Origin of the sequence: Streptomyces sp. NPDC059037 (genome assembly GCF_042740015.1) — a bacterium.
GTDB lineage: Bacteria > Actinomycetota > Actinomycetes > Streptomycetales > Streptomycetaceae > Streptomyces.
The window spans coordinates 2,807-22,784 of record NZ_JBHYIG010000152.1 but is presented as its reverse complement, the minus strand read 5'-3'; the positions used below and the strand labels follow the sequence as shown (position 1 = coordinate 22,784).

17 protein-coding genes and 1 riboswitch are annotated in these 19,978 nt (G+C 68.5%); of the genes, 5 read left to right on the top strand and 12 right to left on the bottom strand.

From position 1 onward, the window contains the following. Window positions 1–139: 139 nt before the first annotated feature. From ACFWY6_RS27455 to ACFWY6_RS27400, 12 genes are all read right to left on the bottom strand, one after another. A complete protein-coding gene (locus ACFWY6_RS27455; protein WP_384695532.1) occupies window positions 140–1,009 on the bottom strand; it encodes a thioesterase family protein in 870 nt (289 codons plus the stop codon). An 81-nt stretch (window positions 1,010–1,090) separates the two neighbouring features. Continuing rightward, window positions 1,091–2,884 (bottom strand): coagulation factor 5/8 type domain-containing protein, encoded by a 1,794-nt coding sequence (locus ACFWY6_RS27450; RefSeq protein WP_384695529.1) that lies wholly within the window; start codon window positions 2,882–2,884, stop codon window positions 1,091–1,093. Window positions 2,885–3,069: 185 nt separating this feature from the next. After that, entirely contained in the window at window positions 3,070–3,738 is a 669-nt protein-coding gene (locus ACFWY6_RS27445; RefSeq protein ID WP_361823469.1) for a trimeric intracellular cation channel family protein, read from the bottom strand. 46 nt (window positions 3,739–3,784) lie between these two features. Then, entirely contained in the window at window positions 3,785–5,176 is a 1,392-nt protein-coding gene (locus tag ACFWY6_RS27440; RefSeq protein WP_384695525.1) for a M1 family metallopeptidase, read from the bottom strand. Between the two features lie 109 nt (window positions 5,177–5,285). Then, complete coding sequence (locus ACFWY6_RS27435; protein ID WP_384695541.1) at window positions 5,286–6,527, bottom strand: dipeptide ABC transporter ATP-binding protein; 1,242 nt, start codon at window positions 6,525–6,527, stop codon at window positions 5,286–5,288. A 65-nt stretch (window positions 6,528–6,592) separates the two neighbouring features. After that, complete coding sequence (locus tag ACFWY6_RS27430; RefSeq protein ID WP_361823464.1) at window positions 6,593–7,693, bottom strand: ABC transporter ATP-binding protein; 1,101 nt, start codon at window positions 7,691–7,693, stop codon at window positions 6,593–6,595. After that, window positions 7,690–8,691 (bottom strand): ABC transporter permease, encoded by a 1,002-nt coding sequence (locus ACFWY6_RS27425; RefSeq protein ID WP_384695538.1) that lies wholly within the window; start codon window positions 8,689–8,691, stop codon window positions 7,690–7,692. Before ACFWY6_RS27425 ends, ACFWY6_RS27430 begins: the two co-directional genes overlap by 4 nt. 121 nt (window positions 8,692–8,812) lie before the next feature. Then, the gene (locus ACFWY6_RS27420) at window positions 8,813–10,579 is read right to left on the bottom strand and encodes an ABC transporter substrate-binding protein (protein ID WP_384695522.1); all 1,767 of its coding nucleotides are present in this window, start codon (window positions 10,577–10,579) and stop codon (window positions 8,813–8,815) included. A gap of 105 nt (window positions 10,580–10,684) precedes the next feature. Next, window positions 10,685–11,689, bottom strand: coding sequence for an ABC transporter permease (locus ACFWY6_RS27415; RefSeq protein WP_384695519.1), 1,005 nt, complete (start codon window positions 11,687–11,689; stop codon window positions 10,685–10,687). 311 nt (window positions 11,690–12,000) lie between these two features. Beyond that, the gene (locus tag ACFWY6_RS27410) at window positions 12,001–12,774 is read right to left on the bottom strand and encodes an enhanced serine sensitivity protein SseB C-terminal domain-containing protein (protein ID WP_365494905.1); all 774 of its coding nucleotides are present in this window, start codon (window positions 12,772–12,774) and stop codon (window positions 12,001–12,003) included. Window positions 12,775–12,965: 191 nt separating this feature from the next. Then, entirely contained in the window at window positions 12,966–13,778 is an 813-nt protein-coding gene (locus tag ACFWY6_RS27405; RefSeq protein ID WP_384695515.1) for an enhanced serine sensitivity protein SseB, read from the bottom strand. A 91-nt stretch (window positions 13,779–13,869) separates the two neighbouring features. After that, window positions 13,870–14,544 carry an AAA family ATPase gene (locus ACFWY6_RS27400; RefSeq protein ID WP_384695536.1) on the bottom strand — a complete coding sequence of 225 codons (675 nt, stop codon included), beginning with the start codon at window positions 14,542–14,544 and terminating at the stop codon, window positions 13,870–13,872. Between the two features lie 153 nt (window positions 14,545–14,697). Further along, window positions 14,698–14,812: riboswitch (glycine riboswitch) on the top strand. 146 nt (window positions 14,813–14,958) lie between these two features. Between ACFWY6_RS27400 and gcvT the strand changes: the two genes are divergently transcribed. From gcvT to ACFWY6_RS27375, 5 genes are all read left to right on the top strand, one after another. Continuing rightward, on the top strand, window positions 14,959–16,083 hold the full coding sequence (gcvT, locus tag ACFWY6_RS27395; protein WP_384695512.1) for a glycine cleavage system aminomethyltransferase GcvT: 1,125 nt from the start codon (window positions 14,959–14,961) through the stop codon (window positions 16,081–16,083). 81 nt (window positions 16,084–16,164) lie between these two features. Further along, the gene (gene gcvH / locus ACFWY6_RS27390) at window positions 16,165–16,542 is read left to right on the top strand and encodes a glycine cleavage system protein GcvH (RefSeq protein WP_384695509.1); all 378 of its coding nucleotides are present in this window, start codon (window positions 16,165–16,167) and stop codon (window positions 16,540–16,542) included. Between the two features lie 20 nt (window positions 16,543–16,562). Beyond that, window positions 16,563–17,825 carry a serine hydroxymethyltransferase gene (gene glyA / locus ACFWY6_RS27385; protein ID WP_384695507.1) on the top strand — a complete coding sequence of 421 codons (1,263 nt, stop codon included), beginning with the start codon at window positions 16,563–16,565 and terminating at the stop codon, window positions 17,823–17,825. Between the two features lie 187 nt (window positions 17,826–18,012). Next, window positions 18,013–19,383: an L-serine ammonia-lyase gene (locus ACFWY6_RS27380; protein WP_384695504.1), complete on the top strand. Its 1,371-nt coding sequence runs from the start codon at window positions 18,013–18,015 to the stop codon at window positions 19,381–19,383. 332 nt (window positions 19,384–19,715) lie between these two features. Then, window positions 19,716–19,928: an EF-hand domain-containing protein gene (locus ACFWY6_RS27375; RefSeq protein ID WP_360773753.1), complete on the top strand. Its 213-nt coding sequence runs from the start codon at window positions 19,716–19,718 to the stop codon at window positions 19,926–19,928. Window positions 19,929–19,978: the final 50 nt, after the last annotated feature.

The following is a 19,978-nucleotide window of genomic DNA, read 5'->3' as shown; positions in this document are numbered from 1 at the left end:
CCCCGGGCGGGGCTCAATCAACACCACACAGCGGGGGGGGGGGCAAACGCCGGGCAAAGGGGGCGGCCCACACCCGCAAACAACCCCGCCGGGTAGGCCCGGGGGGCAATGGGGGGGGGGGGGGGGAAAAGAAACCGCCTCAGCCCAAGCGGACCCGCGCCAGCTGACGCGACTGGGCCACCAGGCGGTCCTCCGTGTCCCAGACCTCCGCGTCCTCCTCCAGGAAGCCGCCGGCCAGGTTGCGCGTGGTGATGGAGACCCGGAGCGGGCCCGGTGCGGGGCGGCAGCGGATGTGGGCGGTGAGTTCGACCGTCGGGACCCAGCCGGAAAGGCCCAGCTCAAAGGCGGTCGGCGGCAACGCGTCCACCGCGAGCAGCAGCGAAAGCGGATCCGCGTCACGGCCGTCCGCGAGGCCGAACCAGGCCCGCATCTCCCCCTTGCCGGACGGCTGCCCGAGGGCCCACCCCAAGGTGGCCGGATCCAGCTTCAGGAAGAGCCGGTCACTGATCGCCGAGCTGCCGGGCACGGGCATGTTGTCCGGCGCGTCCTGCGGCCCGAAGCAGTGCTCCAGCGGCGGCAGCGCAGGCGGCTTCGCCGAGGTCCTGACGTCGTCCGGCAGTGCGCCCAGATCGCCGTAGGAGGCGAGCACGCGGATCCGCTCCACCTCGCGCCCCTCCTCGTCGTACTGGAAGAGCGAGGCCTGCCCGGTGGACAGTGTCCGCCCGCCGCGCACCACGTCCGTGCGGATCACCGCGGGGCCCGGCTGCGACGCCGTCAGATAGTGCGCGGAGATCGTGAAGGGGTCCGCGTGCGGCAGCGCGTCGCCGAGTGCGCGGCCGATCACCGCGAGGAGATAGCCGCCGTTCACGGCGCTGATGATCGTCCACCCGGCGGAGAGCTCGATGTCATAGACGCCGGGCTCCCGCCGGGTGACCGCGGTGTCGCGGTCGAATTCGCTGTCGCCGATGCTCGCGGGCACCGCTACCGGTATGGATGCTGCCTCTGCCATGCCAGCAACGTACAACATGAAATTACTGAGCGGTAGCTTTTTCTGCTGGGCCCAAGCCGCCCACAGCAGCTCAGGGGTAGGTCAGGGGTAGCTCACCAGATTCGCCACATTGTTCTGCGCGTCCGAAGGCCCGCCCGTCCCGTTGATCACGTGACGGATCGTGCCCGTGCCGCCCAGCGACACCGTCACCATGTCGTGGAACCGCACCCCGTCCCGCTGCGGCACCTCGAAGGCATGCTCGGCCGCGACGGACTTGTTGACATTGAAGAAGCAGTAGGAGCCGAGCCCCCACGCCTCGTGCTTCGTGACCGAGTCGGCCACTTTGTACGCGGCGTATCCCTTCGTGCCGCCGTTCATCCAGGCCGCCTGGTCCGGCGGGTCGTACGGCATCTCGTTCTGGTAGAAGTACGTCCGGCCGCCCTCGCCGTTCCAGATCGTCTGATGCTTCTGGTAGTGCTCGACGAACAGGCCGTACATCGTCACGTCGTCGCCGTTCACGACCAGGCCCGTGTCCGCCGTGTTCGTGTTCCAGCCGACGCCGTCGCCGTGGTCGGCCCGCCAGATCCAGGCGTGGTCGCCGATGACGTCCGAGCTGTTGACGACAAGGCTCTTTGTCGCCTTGCCCACGGCCGCTCCCCCGACCCGGAAGTAGACGTCGTGCAGCGAGGTCGGGTTGGCGGCATGGTCCGCGTCCGCGCCCTCGCCGCCGACCTCCATCAACGTGTCCGAGTTCTCCGTCCCCGCGTCGAAGAGGACCCCCGCCACCTTCACGCCGTCCACGTCGGCGACGGTCATCGCCGTCAGCCCGCCGTCCGGGATGAAGGTGGCGAGCCCGAGACCGAGGACGACCGTGTCGGGCCTGGTCACCTTCAGGGTCTGGTCGAGGTGGTAGACCCCCGGCGTCACCAGGAGGTTCTTGCCGTCCGCGAGCGCGCCGTTGATGTCGGACGCGCTCGCGCCCGGCTTCACGATGAAGAAGTCGTCGATCGGCAGGGACTCGCCCGCCGGGGCGCCGCCGGACCAGCTGGTGCCGCTGCTGTCCTTGCGCACACCGGGCACGAACACCTTGTAGGCGTCGGCATCGTCGACGTACAGGAAAGGCTTCTCGCGCGAGACGGGGGTCTGGTCGACCCTGGTGTAGGGCGGGTCGGGGAAGTTCCCGGCGGGCGCGTTCTTCGCGCCGACGAACACCATGTTCCAGTTGGAGCCCTGCCAGCCGCCCCAGTCGGTGTTGCGGGACAGCCACTGCTGCTGCGAGCCGGAGTCGACCCGTCCGTCGACCTTGGTGTCGGCGAGCAGTCCGCCGCTCGACCAGCCGCCGTCGTCGAGCCGCAGATCGCCCTTCAGATGCATACGCCGATAGGGCGCGGCCTGCGACACTGCCCAGCGGTCCTCCCCGGCCTTCGGGGTCACGGCGAGATTCTCCGCGCCGCGCCAGAAGTTCTGGGTGGCGTTGCCCTGGAACCAGTCGGCCTCGGCGTGCACCGCGCCGTTGATACCGGTGTCGTCCGGGGAGAGGCCGAGCCCGGCGATCTGCGTGTAGAAGCCGATGTTCGCGTCGACGTCGTCGTACGAACCGGGCTTGAAGAGCAGCGCGCGCCGCTCGCCGCCGAACTGGTTGGTCTCCTGCTGCTTGAACACCTCGTCGAGGCGGCCCTGGATGGTGTCGTGCGACATCGACGGGTCGAAGATGTCGACGTTCGGGCCGAGGTCGGGGGTGTCGGCGGCGACGGTCGCGGTCGTGCGCTGCGACTTCGCGGGGGCCTGACCTGCGTCGGCGCTCTGGATCGTGATGAGCCCGAGCGTGCCCGCGGCGAGTGCGAGCGCGGCGGATATCGGGAGGGCGCGACCGCGCCTTCTGTGGGTGAGGTTCATGGGGCCTTCCAGAACGTGGGGGGGGGAAGGGAAGGTTGGTCCAGACTTAATTCAGTGCTTGAGTTAACTCGTGAGGGAGTAACGCGTCAAGAGGAAGTAACGCGTCAAGGGTCAGGAGGGCTGATGGTGTTCAACTAGTGGAAGGGCGCGGGCAGTTGGTGACGCGGCAGCACCACGCGCCACTCCTACGACCCGTCCTCCACCTCGACCGCCGTCGAACGCCGGTGCCAGGCCCGCGGCGCACGCCAGTGGTAGCGCATCGCGAGCAGCCGCAGCACGAACGCCGTGACCACGGCGAGGCCGCTGGTGAAGCCGTTCACCATGTCGTAGTTGATGCAGAGCGCGACCATCGCGGAGCCGACGATCGCGGGCACGGCGTACAGATCGCGGTCCCAGCGCACCAGCGACGGCACCTCGTTGGCGATGATGTCGCGCAGTACGCCGCCGCCCACCGCGGTGGCCAGACCCAGGGCCGCCGACGCGGTGAGGCCGAGGCCGTAGTCGTACGCCTTGGTGGTGCCGGTGACACAGAACAGGCCGAGCCCCGCCGCGTCGAAGACGTTCACCGCCACCTGGGTGCGCTCCACCTCGGGGTGCAGGAAGAACACCAGGGCGGCGGCGAACAGCGGGGTGATGAAGTAGCCGAGGTCGGTGAACGCGGCGGGCGGCACCGCCCCGATGACCAGGTCCCTGAGGATCCCGCCGCCCAGGGCGGTGACCTCGGCGAGCACGGCGATGCCGAAGACGTCGAAGTTCTTGCGTACGGCGAGCAGGGCGCCGGAGATCGCGAAGACGAAGATCCCGACGATGTCGAGCGCGTGCTGGACGGAGGGACTGAACAGATCCTGAATCACGCGACATTCTTACCTGCCCGCCGACACCGGCCCGACGAGGCCCGGCCTACAGGGCGGGCTTGCCCTTGGTGAACAGCCACGTCTCGAAGAGCCCGTCGAGCTGCTTGCCCGAGATCTTCTCGGCGAGCCGGATGAAGTCGGCGGTGTTCGCGTTCCCGTACCGGTTCTGCTGGGTCCAGGCCGGGAGCAGCTTGAAGAACGCCTTGTCACCGATGCGCTCGCGCAGGACCTGGAGCGTCATCGCGCCGCGCTGGTAGACGGCGGAGGCGAACATCGTGTCGCGCTGCGGATCGCCGACGACCGTCTGCCAGAAGGGCGAGTCGGCGGGCCGCGAGTCGTAGCCCGCGAGGAAGGAGTCATGGGCCGAGCGGATGCCCTTGTGCTCGCTCCACAGCCACTGGGAGTAGGTCGCGAAGCCCTCGTTGAGCCAGATGTCGTCCCACTTCTCGGGCGTCACGGAGTCGCCGAACCACTGGTGGGCGACCTCGTGGGCGATGGTCGACTCGCTGCGGATGGCGGAGTAGACCGGCTTGGTCTGGGTCTCCAGGGAGAAGCCGGCCTGCGGCATGTCGTCGACGATCGCGCCGGTCTCCTCGAAGGGGTAGGGACCGAAGATCTTCGACCAGTAGTCGGTGACCTCCGCCGTGACGCCGTACACGTCGACGTTGTTGCTGTTCTCGAGGACCGGGTCGATGGCGACGTAGATCGGGGTCCCCGCCGGGGTCCTGCCCTGCTTCACGTCGAACTTCCCGATCGTGGCGGTGGCGGGGTAGGTCGCCATGGGCTTGGACTCGCGCCAGTGGGCGACTGTCTGGCCACCCTTGTCGTACGTGTCGACGAGGCGCCCGTTGGAGACCCCCGTCAGGCCCTTGGGGGCCTTGATGCGGATGTCGAAGGCGGCCTTGTCCCCCGGGTGGTCGCTGGACGGGAACCAGGTCGACGCGGCGTTGGGCTCGCAGGCGACGAAGACGCCGTCGGTGGTCTTCATCCAGCCGTAGTCCGAGCCGAAGACGATGGGGCCGCTGAGCGGCTCGGGGACGCCGCCGTAGGTGACGGTCACGGTGAACGTCTTGTGCTTGCGCAGGTGGTCGCGCGGGCTGATGCGGATCTCGTCGCCCTCGCGTGTGAAGTGCGCCCGTCTTCCGTTCACCTCGATTCTCGTCACCTCCAGCTTCTGGAGGTCGAGGTCGAAGGAAGACAGGTTCTGGGTGGCGCGCGCGGTGATCGTGGTGCGGCCGTCGAGGCGGTCGGTGTCAGGGTTGTACGCCACGTCGAGGCCGTAATGGCGTACGTCGAATCCGCCGTTGCCGAGCTGCGGGAAGTACGGGTCGCCGACGCCGTCGGAGCCGGGCTGTGGCCCGGGAGCGGCGGCGATCAAGCAGAAGGAGGCGGCGGCGGTCGCCAGTGCCCCCAGACGTGCCGAACGGGAGAGTGCCATGAGTCATCCCTTTCGCGCGTGTTCCGATGAAACGGACACGCAGACTCTGCACTCTCCCGTATGGGCGTGTACATGCCCTGGTGACTGATTTTTACCAAGTCATCAGGCGCTACTGGTCAGTTGACGCCTGACCCTTGGCTTCCGCTTCCGGGACGTCCTTCGAGACGGTCTCGGGGGCTTCGTCCTTCGACACGGTCTTGGCCTCCGCGGCCGGCGTCGACTCCTCCGCAACGGCCTCCACGGCCGTCTCCTCCGCCTTGCTCACCACCGACACCACCTCGATCGCCTCCTTGGCGACCTGCAGCAGCTTGGTGTCCTCGGGCGCCTGGTCCTCGGCGTTCTCCGGGTGGTGGCACGCCACTTGGTGGCCCGTCTCCAGGGTGATCAGCGGCGGCTCCGTCTTCGCGCAGAGCTCCGTCGCCTTCCAGCACCGCGTGTGGAAGCGGCAGCCGGTGGGCGGGGAGATCGGCGACGGGACGTCACCGCGGAGCAGGATGCGCTCGCTCTTGACCCCGCGCCGCTTGGGGTCGGGCACCGGCACCGCGGAGAGCAGCGCCTTGGTGTACGGGTGCATCGGCTTGGTGTAGAGGTCCTTGCGGTCCGCGAGCTCCACGATCTTGCCGAGGTACATCACCGCGATGCGGTCCGAGACGTGCCGGATGACCGAGAGGTCGTGCGCGATGATCACGTACGTCAGACCGAGCTCGTCCTGGAGGTCGTCCAGGAGGTTGACCACCTGCGCCTGGATGGAGACGTCCAGGGCGGAGACGGGCTCGTCGGCCACGACCAGCTTGGGCCGCAGCGCGAGCGCGCGGGCGATGCCGATGCGCTGGCGCTGACCGCCGGAGAACTCGTGCGGGTAGCGGTTGTAGTGCTCGGGGCTGAGCCCGACGCGCTCCAGCATCTCCTGCACGTGCTTGCGCAGACCGCCCTCGGGCTTGACGCCCTGCAGCTTGAACGGCGCACCGACGATCGTGCCGATGGTGTGCCGCGGGTTCAGCGACGAGTACGGGTCCTGGAAGATCATCTGGACGTCGCGGCGCAGCGGCCGCATCTTGCCGGTGTTCAGGTGCGTGATGTCCACGCCCTCGAACTCCACGCGGCCCGCGGTCGGTTCGAGCAGGCGGGTGATCAGCCGGCCCATCGTCGACTTGCCGCAGCCCGACTCGCCCACGACGCCGAGCGTCTCACCGGGGCGTACGTCGAAGGTGAGACCGTCGACGGCCTGTACCGCCGCCACCTGGCGCTGCAGCAGCCCCTTCTTGATGGGGAAGTGCTTCACCAGGCCTTCGACCTTGAGCAGCGGCTCGGGAGACTCCGGAGAGCTCTTCGACTGCGCCGGGATCGTCATCTCCTGGCCCTTGCCCTTCACCGGATCTTTCGCCAGATCTTTCGCCTGGTCTTTCGCTTCGTCTTTCACAGCTTCGGCGCAATCTCTTCGGTCCAGATGCGGGTGCGCTCCTCCTGCGCCATGTGGCAGGCGGTGAAGTGTCCCGGGGCCACCTCGCGCAGATCGGGGCGCTCGCGGCGGGTGATCTGGTCCTTGGGGATGTCGGCGTACGGGCAGCGCGGGTTGAAGGCACAGCCCTGCGGCAGGTTGATCAGGCTGGGCGGGGAGCCCTTGACCGGCACGAGACGGTCGGTCTCCTCGCGGTCGATGCGCGGCATCGAGCCCAACAGGCCCCAGGTGTAGGGGTGCTGGGGCTCGTAGAAGACCTTCTCGGCGGTGCCGCGCTCGACGCAGCGGCCGCCGTACATCACGAGCAGCTCGTCCGCCATCTCGGCGACCACGCCCAGGTCGTGCGTGATCATGATGACCGCGGAGCCGAACTCCTTCTGCAGATCCCGGATGAGGTCGAGGATCTGCGCCTGGACGGTCACGTCCAGGGCGGTCGTCGGCTCGTCCGCGATGAGCAGCTCGGGGTTGTTCACCAGGGCCATCGCGATCATCGCGCGCTGGCGCATGCCGCCGGAGAACTCGTGCGGGTAGCTGTCGACCCGCTTGTCCGGCTGGGGGATGCCCACCCGGTCGAGCATCTCGACGGCGCGCTTGCGGGCGGTCTTCTTGTCCACGTCGTTGTGGACCCGGTACGCCTCCATGATCTGCTTGCCGATGGAGTAGTACGGGTGCAGCGCGGACAGCGGGTCCTGGAAGATCATCGCCATGTCGCGGCCGCGCAGCCTGCGCACCTCGTTGGGGTCCGCGGTGAGCAGCTCCGTGCCGTTCAGCCAGATCTCACCGGAGAGCTGCGCCCTGCGGCGGCCGTACTGCCCTGCGGTGTGCAGGCCCAGGATGCCGAGCGAGGTGACGGACTTGCCGGATCCCGACTCGCCGACGATGCCGAGGGTACGGCCCTTCTCCAGCTGGAAGCTGAGCCCGTCGACGGACTTGACCAGGCCGTCGTCGGTCGGGAAGTGCACCTTGAGATCGCGCACTTCGAGAAAGGCGGTGGGAGCGGCCGAAGCAGTGGCGACGGGTTCTCCGACCGCCGCTCCGGTCTTGTGCAGTTCGGTCATCCCAGCCTCACTCGCGGGTCGATGACGGCGTACAGAAGGTCGACGACGAGGTTGGCGAGGGCGATCGCGAGCGATGCGCACAAGGTGACGCCGAGGATCACCGGCAGGTCCTTGTTGCTGATGGCCTTGACCGCCTCGAGGCCGAGCCCCGGCAGGTTGAACGTGGACTCGGTGAGGACGGCGCCACCGAGCAGCACACCGAGGTCGAGGCCGAAGACCGTGAGGATCGGCGTCATGGCGGAGCGCAGCGCGTGCCGTCTGATGACGACGGCCTCGCCGAGCCCCTTGGCGCGCGCGGTGCGGATGTAGTCCTCACCGAGCACTTCCAGCATGGTGGCGCGGGTCAGTCGCGCGTACATGGCGGCGTTGAGGAACGCGAGCACGATCCAGGGCAGGATCAGCGTCTCGAACCAGATGTTGATCGGATCGTCCGTGGTGAGGGTGTCCTCGATCTTCACCCAGCCAAGGGTGTGGACGAAGAGCCCCATCGCGATCATGCCGGTGAAGAAGATCGGCAGCGAGACGCCGCCGAGGGCGGTGATCATCGCGGAACGGTCCCAGACGGTGCCCCGCTTGAGCGCGGAGAGCACACCGGTGGCGACACCGGCGATCAGCCACAGCACACAGGCGCCGGCGGCGAGCGCACCGGTGACGGGCAGGGCGTCCTTGAGGGTCTCCCAGACCGGGGCCTCGGTACGGAAGGAGTATCCGAAGCAGGGGGCCGGGCAGTGGGTGACGTCGGCCCCGTTGGCGTAGTCACGCCCCATCGGGATGCCCTTGACGAAGTCCCAGAACTGGACGAGCAGAGGGTCGTCCAGGCCCAGTTTGATCCGGATGCCGGCGAGCTGCTCGGCTCCGGACGACTTGCCGGCGAAGAGGACGGCGATGTCCTGTCCCGCCCACTTGGGCAGCATGAAGAAGACGGTGAAGGTCGCGAGCAGTACGACCAGCACCATGACGACAACGGCGATCAGGCGCCGGATGAGATAAGCAAGCACTGTGCGCGGCCCGGCGGTGGCCAAGGCCCCCTTGTGAGGGGCCCCGGCCACCGCCCGGGGCCATCACCTGCCCTTCGGACTGGCGGGATTCGGCGGTGGGACGGACGGCCTTGCGGCGGGACTACTTCTCGTTCACACCGAGCGAGACGTAGTCGTAGCGGCCGCTGTAGGCGGCGGAGGAGTAGACGTTGGTCGCCCGCGAACCGCGCCACGAGATGTTCTTCTCGTAGATGAAGGGCATCCAGTAGGCCTTGTCGACGATCTCGTGAGCCAGGTCGGTGTAGATCTCACCGGCCTTGTTCGGGTCGACCTCGGCGATCGCGTCGTCGAAGAACTTGTCGACCTTCGGCTCGTCGATCTGCGACTCGTTGTAGTTGCCGTTCTCAGCGATGAAGCGGCTGTCGAACAGCGGCTGCGCGTAGCCCTGACCGGTCGGGAAGTCCGGACCCCAGCCCGCCATCGTCATGCCGATGCCGCGCTTCTTCACCACCGAGGGAGAACCGGTGATGCTGGAGGAGTCGGCGCCGTCGATCTGGTCGACCTCGGCGTTGATGCCGACCTTCTTCAGCTGCTCCTGGAGCGCCGTGGCGGCGTCCACCTCGCCCGGCTGGTTGGTGCGGGCCGAGATCTTGGTGTCGAAGCCGCTCGGCTTGCCGCACTTCTTCAGCTCGGCCTTGGCCGCGGTGGCGTCCGGCTTGCCCTTGCGCTTCAGGATCCCGTACGGGTCGTAGTCGTCGTTGCCCTTGATGGACTTCGGGAAGACGCTGGTGGCGATCTCACCGGCGGCGAGCGGGCCACCACGGGTCTTCTGCAGGCCCGCGAAGTCCGTGGCGTAGAAGACGGCCTTGCGGCAGTTCTCGTTGTCGAACGGCTTCGTCTTGGTCACCAGGGCGACGTAACGGACGAAGTCCGTCTGCATGTTGTCGACGTTGCCCTTGTGGTCCTGAATGGCGGTGGTACGACCCGACTGGGTCATGCCGGTGCCATTCATGTCGATGTCGTAGTCGCCTTCCATCAGGCGCTTGTCGTTCTCTTCGAGGTTCGCCGAGATGGTGACCGTGATCTTGTCCGGCAGCGCGGGACGGACCGGGTCCGACGACTTCTTCCAGTTCTTGTTGCGGACCAGCGTGATGCTCTTGCCGGCGCTGTAGTTCTGGAACTTGTACGGGCCGGAGGAGAACGGGCGCTGGGTGTACTTGGCGCCGGTGTCCTCGGACTGCTTCACCGGGGTGCCCGACGGCATCGCGAGCATCTGCTCGAAGTCGCCGTTCTTCTTGGGCAGCTTGAAGATGATGGTGTTGTCGTCGGGCGTCTCGATCGCCTTCAGACCCAGCTTGTCCTTCGACTTGTCCTCGTAGGGGCCCTTGTACTCGCCCTTGGGGTCAAGCGTCGTCTTCAGGTACGCGGGACCACCGGTGATGACCTTGGTCGCCCAGATGCGCTCGATGCCGTACTTGATGTCCTTGGAGGTCAGCTTGGAGCCGTCCTCCCAGGTGAGGCCGTCACGCAGCTTGTACGTGTAGGTCTTGCCGTCGTCGCTGATCTTCGCCGTGGACTCGGCGAGGTCGGGGACGAGCTTGTTGGACGCGGCACCCGGCTTGGTGTCGTACGTGATCAGCGTGCGGGTGTAGTACCGCATGAAGTCCCACGTCATGCCGTAGTAGGCGCGCTGCGGGTCGGCCGAGTCGAGGTCCTGCTTGGCGACGAACTTGAGCGTGCCGCCCGCCTTCGTCGACTTGTTGGCGACCTTGCCGATGGCCGCGTTGTAGCCGGCGCCCTTGCTGTCTTCGTCGTCGCTGCCGCCGCCGCACGCCGTGGTGGTCACCAGCGCCGCTACGACGAGGGCCGCGCCAGCGGTGAGCCGTCGTTGAGAGGAACCTGTGGGCATTTCTCGCATCCTCCGAGATTCGTGGTCCTTTTGGCGTTTGACTGCCTTGAGAACCATGGGAAGAGCCACCTGACGCTGCGGCAGGGGCAAGCCAGTTGGAGCTGTTTACCGAGTTCCCTTGGGGTCCAGGGCGTCGCGCAGCCCGTCACCGAAGAGGTTGAAGGCGAGCACGGTCACAAAGATCGCCAGGCCTGGGAAGACCATGAACATCGGGTCGTGCTCGTACGTCGCCAGTGCGTCCCGGAGCATGCCGCCCCAGGAGGCCGTGGGCGGACGCACACCCGCGCCGAGGAAGCTCAGCGCCGCTTCGGTGAGGATGTTGGTGGGGATCATGAGCGTCGCGTACACCGTGATCGGTGCGACCAGGTTCGGCAGCAACTCCTTGAAGAGGATGTGCCGTTGACCGCCGCCGAGGCTGCGGGCCGCCTCCACGTACTCGCGTTCGCGCAGCGAGAGGGTCTGGCCTCTCACGATGCGTCCGACGTAGGGCCAGCCGAAGAAGCCGATCACCAGGATCAGTACGGCGATGCGTACGCCGCTGCCGGTGAGCCCGAGCAGGTCGTCGGGGAGTACCGAGACCAGGGAGATCACGAAGAGCAGCTGCGGGAAGGCGAGCAGCACGTCCATGACCCGGCTGATCAGGGCGTCGATCCAGCCGCCGAAGTAGCCGGCGATGATGCCGAAGAAGGTGCCGAGCACCACGGCGACCACGGCGGCGAGGAACGCCACGAGGAGCGAGATCCGCGCTCCGTAGACGATCCGGCTGAAGACGTCGCGGCCCTTGTTCGGCTCGACTCCGAAGAGGAAGTCCGTACTCATGCCGCCGAAGGCGCCCTTGGGCAGGTTCGTGAGGTCTTCGAGCTCGTCCTGATGGAACTCGTTGGGCGGGTGGCCCAACAGGGAGACGATCAGGGGCGCGAAGACGGCGACAAGGACCAGGACGAGCACGGTGATGCCGCCGGCCAGGGCGACCTTGTCCCGCTTCAGGCGGTTCCAGGCGATCTGCTTGAGGGACCGCCCCTCGACCTTCTTCACCCCTGCACCAGCTGCGGGAGCGACGTCCGCTGTCGGGTCCGCGTCCGCAGGTGTGTCATGCAATGGTGCCGTCATCGTGGCAGGGACCCCTCTCAACCGGTGGTGACCGGCCCGCACTTGCCGCTGTAGCGACGTGATCAGTCCGTCGTACACAGGGGCGAACCGCCCCTGGTGCGGGAGTCTTCATCGGGGTCGCGATCTGTTACCAGCCTTGTTGGGGAATGGATGCGCAACCGTGATGCTGATCGGAGTGTTCCGTTATCCGGACTCGGGTGAACGAGGGGCGAACACGGGGCAGTTGGGTCGCAAGGAGCCACAGGGGCCTATTGAGCCCCTCCACCATCAGAACGGGACATCGTGGCCGTTCGGGCAGGTGCGGGCGGTTCTCAGTACTGCGCGGGGTAGCCGTAGCCGCCCGCGGGGGCCGGGGCCGCCTGGGCCTCGCGGTCGTAGAACGGCCTGGCGTTGGCGCGCAGCCACATGGCGACCGGGTCGTACGCGTCGGACATCGCGACCGTCGACACGGGCAGGCCGTCGGGCACGGCGGCGATCGACTGCTGCATCATCGCGCGCACGGCGTCGACCGAGGGCGGCGACGTGTCGTACACATCGAGACCGATGGCCAGATAGGGAGCGCCGAGCGCGGGCTGCACCCAGGCGCGGCGCAGCGCGCGGACCGCCGGGGTGCGGTGCGCGTTCTGCGTGAGCAGCGCGTAGAACTGCGGGATCTCGATGGCCGGCTCGGTGAGCCGCAGCGGGCCCGCGGGCAGCAGGTCAAGGCCCGATGCGATACGGCGCAGATCCAGCCAGGGGATGCCGACGCCGCCGCCGGGCGCGTGCGGGTTGAGCCAGAGGCCGTAGTTGTCGGGGTAGAGGGTGCGGGCGATGTCGACGCCTGCGACCACTTCGTACGAGCGGTTCCAGCCACTGGCGGAGAGCTCCTGGGCGGAGGTCACGCACGGCGCATAACCGAGGCCCTCGACCTCCATGTTTCCGTACTGGGCGTCGGGGGATCCGGCCTGGCCGTGCCAGAGCAGCATCCACACCTGGTCGGCGGCGAGCGCCCGCAGGAGCGCCTCGTAGGCGTCGTAGCGCCCCGGCGTCACCTGGCGCAGCATGTGCTCGACCTGCCCGGCCGCAGCCGTGCCCGACGCACTCACCCTTAACCGCCCCTTCGCGATGACCCGACGACCCCGATGATCCGAATGATCCGCAACGGACCCGGCCGGCACGGCCGTAACCCGCCCGGGTCATGAAACCAGCTTAAGCGGCGATCCTGACACCGACTTGACGTACGGCGTGGTCACACCCGCCGGTGCGCATGTCTCTCCACACCTCCGTGCTCGTATCTCTACACACGTCCGTGCTCGTGCTGGTGGCTCTGTCCGAAGAAGGGCCGCACCCTTGCGCGCATCCAGTCGCCCACCGGGTCCTGGGCCACGTCGAGCAGCACCAGGTTCACCGGCCAGGCCACCGGGGCCAGGCCGAGCGCGCGGCCCACGGCCTGCATCGGCAGATCGCGGGCGTTGCCCTCCCAGGAGGACAGCTCGACGCCGATGAACAGGGCCGGGTCCTCGCCCTCGACGCTGGCCAGGCAGCGGCGGGCGCTCAGGACGACCCCCGTGGCCTCGAACTCGCGGGCCGCGGCGGACAGGAAGTCGACCGGGTCGTGCTGCCAGTCCGGCTCGAAGAGACGGACACGGCCGCCGCTCGCGGGGCCGTCGAGGGGGGTGCGCCCCGCCCGGCAGAGCTCGGCGACGGCCGGGGGCGGCAGCGGCACGCCGATCGTGCCGTCCGGGTTGAGCGCGATGCCGAGCTGCGGGGGCAAGCCGCGCGCGAACTCCACGGCGGGCGCCACGGTGCAGCTCATCCGGCCGCCGGTGACCTGCTGGAACTGCTGCTCGGAGCTGAAGACGGGCACGTACGCCTGGCCCTCGATCTCCAGCGTGGGCAGGTCGAGCGTCCCGGCGGCCCCGTCCCCGCCGTTCGGCAGCGGGACCCAGATGTGGCTGCGGCCGAGGACCTCGACGATGCGGGCCGCCGCGGAGGTTGTGCCTGTCTGAGGAGCGCCGCCGGTGCCGAGGGCCGCCGCGAGCACCTCTTCGAGTTCGTTGCCCGGCCATCCTCCGTACGGATGGGCGTGTGCCTGCGCCGGAATGTCCATCTGTCTTACCCCTGCTTCGTCCCGCTCTGCCTGCCGTCGACCCTAACGCGGCGCGCGGGCCCGCTACGCGGTGCGCGGGCCCTCACCCGGGTCAGTCCCCGAAGGTGATCCCGTTCAGCACCCCGGCCGCCGTCCGGTCGAGCAGCAGCGCCGAGCCGACGCCGCGCGGCAGATCCCCCCGCTCGGCGGCGCCGACCAGCCGGCCGACCGTTCTGCGGTGGCGCGCGAAGGCGTACCGCGAGACGCCGCGGCCGCGCGCGAGCTGACCCTCGACAGCCGTTTCCGGCGGCACGTCGAGCAGCAGCAGATGCAGGGTCGTGCCCCGTCGCGCCGCTTCCCTGGCCAGCCAGCGGCGCACCCAGGCCTGGGTGCCGCAGTCGTGCACGACGACCCCCTCGCCGGAGCGCAGGGCCCGGCGCAGGCCCGCGTAGTGCGCGATGCGGACCAGGGGGCGGTAGACCGCGTACGGAAGGAAGCGCGGCATGCGGCTCGCCCAGCGGTCGCGGGTGTCCTGCGAGTCGATGCGCGGGCCCGCGACGGCTCTGCGCATCAGCGTGGACTTTCCGCTGCCCGGCAGCCCGGAGACGACGATCAGGTCGCCGCCGCCGAAGGACAGCCGGTGCGGACTGTGGCCCATCCGCTGCCTCAGGTCCCGGACGACGGCCGCGGGCAGGGGGCCACAGCTCTCCCTGACGGGGGCGGCATCCTGCTTGGGCAGGGCCACCCCTGTGTTGGTCGCGTAGACACTGGTCCTGCGCACCGTGATCGGCCTCCCCATAGCGGTCACGTACCTGCTTACCGCAGCTTCCCCGGCAAGTGTAAAGAGAAGGTAATGCGGCACAAGGGCATTACTGGACTGGCACTGCCCTGTGACGGAGCCCCGTGCAATGATGTGCCCGCAAACTCCATACAGGCCGCTTGAATCCGCGCGGGAGAGTTCCCGGTCACCGTCGTACGCGTCGTACGACACGCCGGGGCGCCGAAGGAGCAAGTCCCTCCCTTGAATCTCTCAGGCCCCGTACCGCGCGGGCGAGGCACATCTGAAAAGCGGGCCGCCACGGCGGCTCCACCCAAGGTGCAAGTCATGACCCCCATACGTACGGGTCGTGGTGAACCTCTCAGGTTCCGATGACAGATGGGGAGGATCTACCTCGCCCGTCATGCCCTGGGAGTTCTACGTATGAGTACCGCCCCCCGTCTGACAGCCCTCGATGCGGTGCATCGGGCGCTCGGCGCGACCATGACCGACTTCGCGGGCTGGGACATGCCGCTGCGGTACGGCAGCGAGCGCGAAGAGCACATCGCCGTACGCACCAAGGCCGGTCTCTTCGACCTCTCCCACATGGGCGAGATCACCGTCACCGGCCCGGAGGCCGTGGACTTCCTGAACTTCTCGCTGGTCGGCAACATCGGCTCCGTCGGTGTCGGCCGCGCCCGCTACACGATGATCGTCGACCAGGACGGCGGCATCCTCGACGACCTGATCGTGTACCGCCTGGCCGAGGCCGAGTACATGGTCGTCGCCAATGCCTCCAACGCCCAGAACGTCCTGAACGAGCTGAGCAACCGCGTCGAGGAGTTCGACGCCGAGGTCCGCGACGACCGCGACGCGTACGCGCTGCTCGCCGTCCAGGGCCCCGAGTCCCCCGGCATCCTGAAGTCCCTCACGGACGCCGACCTGGACGGCCTGAAGTACTACGCGGGCCTGCCGGGCACAGTTGCTGGCGTGCCCGCCCTTATCGCCCGCACCGGCTACACCGGCGAGGACGGCTTCGAGCTCTTCGTCGCCCCCGGTGACGCGGAGAAGCTGTGGGGCGCGCTGATGGAGGCGGGCACGCCCGTCGGCATGGTCCCGGCCGGTCTCTCCTGCCGCGACACGCTGCGCCTGGAGGCGGGCATGCCGCTGTACGGGCACGAGCTGACCGCCGAGCTGACGCCGTTCGACGCGGGCCTGGGCCGGGTCGTGAAGTTCGAGAAGACCTCGGAGTCGGAGAACTTCGTGGGCCGTGCCGCCCTCGCGGCCGCCGCCGAGCGCGCCGAGACCGCTCCCCCGCGCAAGCTGGTCGGCCTGATCGCTTCCGGTCGCCGCGTCCCGCGCGCGGGCTTCCCCGTCGTCGCCGACGGCAAGGTCATCGGCGAGGTCACCTCCGGCGCCCCGTCCCCGACGCTCGGCAAGCCGATCGCCATCGCGTACGTCGACGCGGCGCACGCGGCCCCCGGCACCGAGGGTGTCGGCGTGGACATCCGCGGTACCCATGAGCCGTACGAGGTCGTGGCGCTGCCGTTCTACAAGCGCCAGAAGTGACCCCCCGCGGGCGTCGGCAGTGACGTCACGCACATCTTTCTCGTTCCGCAGCACCCATCCGCGTACAGGAGAATTCAGGTCATGAGCAACCCCCAGCAGCTGCGTTACAGCAAGGAGCACGAGTGGCTCTCGGCCACCGAGGACGGTGTGGCGACGATCGGCATCACCGAGTTCGCGGCCAACGCGCTCGGTGACGTCGTCTACGCCCAGCTCCCGGCGGTCGGCGACACGGTGACCGCGGGCGAGACCTGCGGCGAGCTCGAGTCGACGAAGTCCGTCAGCGACCTGTACTCGCCGGTGACCGGTGAGGTCACCGAGGCGAACCAGGACGTCGTGGACGACCCGTCGCTGGTGAACTCCGCGCCCTTCGAGGGCGGCTGGCTGTTCAAGGTACGGATCACGGCGGAGCCGGACGACCTGCTCTCCGCGGCCGAATACACCGAGCTCGCAGGCAACTAAAGACCCTTAGGGACCACCTGATGTCGCTTCTCAACACCCCTCTCCACGAGCTGGACCCGGACGTCGCCGCCGCCGTCGACGCCGAGCTCCACCGCCAGCAGTCCACCCTGGAAATGATCGCCTCGGAGAACTTCGCTCCGGTCGCCGTCATGGAGGCCCAGGGCACGGTCCTCACCAACAAGTACGCCGAGGGCTACCCCGGCCGTCGCTACTACGGCGGCTGTGAGCACGTCGACGTCACCGAGCAGATCGCGATCGACCGGGTCAAGGACCTGTTCGGCGCCGAGTACGCCAACGTCCAGCCGCACTCCGGCGCCTCCGCCAACCAGGCCGCCCTCTTCGCGATCGCCAAGCCCGGCGACACGATCCTCGGCCTCGACCTGGCGCACGGCGGCCACCTCACCCACGGCATGCGCCTGAACTTCTCCGGCAAGCAGTTCAACGTGGTCGCGTACCACGTCGACGAGGCCGGTCTGGTCGACATGGCCGAGGTCGAGCGCCTGGCCAAGGAGAACCGCCCGAAGGTGATCATCGCGGGCTGGTCCGCCTACCCGCGCCAGCTCGACTTCGCCGAGTTCCGCCGGATCGCCGACGAGGTCGGCGCGTACCTGTGGGTCGACATGGCGCACTTCGCCGGGCTCGTCGCCGCCGGTCTGCACCCCAACCCGGTGCCGTTCGCGGACGTGGTGACCTCCACCACGCACAAGACGCTCGGCGGCCCGCGCGGCGGCATCATCCTGGCCCGCAGCAAGGAGTTCGCGAAGAAGCTGAACTCCGCGGTCTTCCCCGGCTTCCAGGGCGGCCCCCTGGAGCACGTGATCGCCGCCAAGGCCGTCTCCTTCAAGGTCGCGGCCTCCGAGGAGTTCAAGGAGCGACAGGAGCGCACCCTGGACGGCGCCCGCATCCTGGCCGAGCGCCTGGTGCAGGACGACGTCACGGAGCACGGCGTCTCCGTCCTGTCCGGCGGCACGGACGTGCACCTGGTCCTGGTGGACCTGCGCAACTCCGACCTGGACGGCCAGCAGGCCGAGGACCGTCTCCACGAGGTCGGCATCACGGTCAACCGCAACGCGATCCCGAACGACCCGCGCCCCCCGATGGTCACATCGGGTCTGCGGATCGGTACGCCGGCGCTCGCGACCCGCGGCTTCCAGGAGGACGACTTCCGTGAGGTCGCCGACATCATCGCCGAGACCCTGAAGCCGGGCTTCGACGCGGAGGCCCTGAAGGGCCGCGTGACCGCGCTGGCCGACAAGCACCCGCTGTACCCCGGCCTGAAGTAGTTTCGTGCCCTTTGCGTACGCTTTTGTTCGTACGTACGAAACGTCGGGGCACCCCGCACACTGGACAGTGAGGACAGTGTGCGCGGTGCCCCGCACCGCGTGACCGTACTCGCACTTCCTGCACCGCCTTGTTCTTCTGCGTCACCCCGGCAGACAACGGCGTCTACCAACCACCCTTGGAGTTCCCGTGGCCCTCTCGGTCTTCGACCTGTTCTCGATCGGCATCGGCCCGTCGAGCTCCCACACGGTGGGCCCGATGCGCGCGGCCCGCATCTTCGCGAGCCGCCTGAAGAACGAGGGCCTGATGGCCCACACCACCGCGATACGCTCCGAGCTGTTCGGCTCGCTCGGCGCGACCGGCCACGGGCACGGCACCCCCAAGGCGGTGCTCCTCGGCCTTGAGGGCGAGTCCCCCCGCTCGGTGGACGTGGAGACCGCCGACGACCGGGTCGAGCAGATCAGGACCACCGGCCGCCTCAACCTGCTCGGCATGCACGAGATCGCCTTCGACTTCGACGAGGACCTGATCCTGCACCGCCGCAAGGCCCTGCCGTACCACGCCAACGGCATGACGATCTTCGCGTACGACCGTGAGGGCACGCTCCTCCTGGAGAAGACGTACTACTCGGTGGGCGGCGGCTTCGTCGTCGACGAGGACGCGGTGGCGGGCGAGAACCCGATCGTGCTGGACGACACGGTGCTGAAGCACCCCTTCCGCACCGGCGACGAGCTGCTGCGGCTCACCCGCGAGACCGGCCTTTCCATCTCCGCGCTGATGCTGGAGAACGAGAAGGCCTGGCGCACCGAGGCGGAGATCCGCTCGGGGCTGCTCGACATCTGGGGCGTCATGCAGTCGTGCGTGTCCCGCGGCATGTCCCGCGAGGGCATCCTGCCGGGCGGCCTGAAGGTCCGCCGCCGCGCGGCCAATTCGGCCCGCAAGCTGCGCTCCGAGGGCGACCCGCTGGCCCTCGCCATGGAGTGGATCACGCTCTACGCGATGGCCGTGAACGAGGAGAACGCGGCGGGCGGCCGGGTCGTGACCGCCCCGACGAACGGCGCCGCGGGCATCATCCCGGCGGTCCTGCACTACTACATGAACTTCGTGCCCGGCGCCGACGAGGACGGCGTGGTCCGCTTCATGCTCGCGGCCGGCGCCATCGGCATGCTCTTCAAGGAGAACGCCTCGATCTCCGGCGCCGAGGTCGGCTGCCAGGGCGAGGTCGGCTCCGCCTGCTCGATGGCGGCGGGCGCACTCGCCGAGGTCCTCGGCGGCTCCCCCGAGCAGGTCGAGAACGCCGCGGAGATCGGCATGGAGCACAACCTCGGCCTGACCTGCGACCCCGTCGGCGGCCTCGTCCAGATCCCCTGCATCGAGCGCAACGGCATGGCGGCGGTGAAGGCCGTGACCGCCGCGAAGATGGCGATGCGCGGCGACGGCAGCCACAAGGTGTCCCTCGACAAGGTCATCAAGACCATGAAGGAGACCGGGGCCGACATGAGCGTCAAGTACAAGGAGACCGCTCGGGGCGGGCTCGCGGTGAACATCATCGAGTGCTGAGGGCTCCGCCGCACAGAACAGTCCCCGGAGTCCTCACCGTTGCCATCTACCTCAGTCGTCGCTGAGGCTCCGGTAGCGAGGGGCTTCGGGGGCCTGGCCAGAGCCTGCGGGAATCTCTTCTCGGTAGACGTCTCTACCGTCGCTGCGATTCTCCGGATTTCTGGTGTAATGACCAGTTTCCTCCCAATATGGCCCGCGTCAAGGGGTCACCGGGAAAATCGCGGACCGAATGAAGAACAGCTGCTGGCCATGGGCGTACTCCCTGTGATCGGGGCGTGCGACGGCCGATACCCTGAGCCGTCTCAGTAGTGCACCAAGAAGGGGTGGATCCGGTGGCGGACATCGAGGAAGCGCGCAAGACGTTCGAGCGGTTCGACGCGGACGGCGACGGCTTCATCACGGCGGCCGAGTGGAAGTCGGCCATGGCGCAGATGGGGGACTTCTACGTCACCGAGACGGTGGCCGAGGCCGTGATCGGCACGAAGGACACCGACGCGGACAAGCGCCTCTCCTTCGACGAGTTCTGGGCGAGCCTGAACAAGTAGGGGTCGACGGATGACAGCGATGGGGCCCGGGGGGGGGGGGCCCCCCCCCC